Origin of the sequence: uncultured Cedecea sp., from assembly GCF_947498825.1 — a bacterium.
Lineage (GTDB): Bacteria > Pseudomonadota > Gammaproteobacteria > Enterobacterales > Enterobacteriaceae > JGM124.
Map to the genome: position 1 here is coordinate 1 of NZ_CANMLV010000067.1, position 543 is coordinate 543.

Genomic DNA, 543 nt, shown 5'->3' on the forward strand with positions numbered 1-543 from the left:
TGTGGAGCTTTTGTCGTCACTATATGGAAAAAAAGCCGGTGCCGACAGCGCCGTTGGACAGAGAGAAGCCCCGGTACAGAACACCATTTAAAAATGTTAAATGGCCGAAGGATGTGGCGCGTGAGTCCAGCACGGCACCGGAAGAGGATTAACATTTCAGGGACAGATAATGGACAAGATTCAACGGCGGCAGGCACAGCAGGCCACGCGTGGAGCAGGTGTAATCATGGAAAATAGCAAAATAACTGACTGGCTGACTCAGCATACGGATGAGTACCGCTATCTGTTAATTGATCCGCTCAAAAAAGTGGCGAGTGCTAACCCGCTCAGCCTTCAGAAATTACAACGACATCTGGGAAGTAAAGCTATTTATCCGGTACTGCGTGCTGATCTGGCTTATTCCCCGGCCCATTGTCCACAGCTGATATTGCTGGCCAGACCCGATGAATCATGTGAGTTTTCCTGGCTAAACCGCACTGAAGATTATGCAAGAAGTGAGGTATTACAGGATAAACGCTATTTGTGCGGATGGCTTTCCAGTTC

General features: G+C 48.8%; 1 pseudogene. It reads left to right on the forward strand.

Annotated features, from left to right (window positions below):
• Positions 1-169: 169 nt before the first annotated feature.
• Positions 170-543: pseudogene (locus Q1A40_RS22950) on the forward strand (hypothetical protein); the annotation flags it as partial.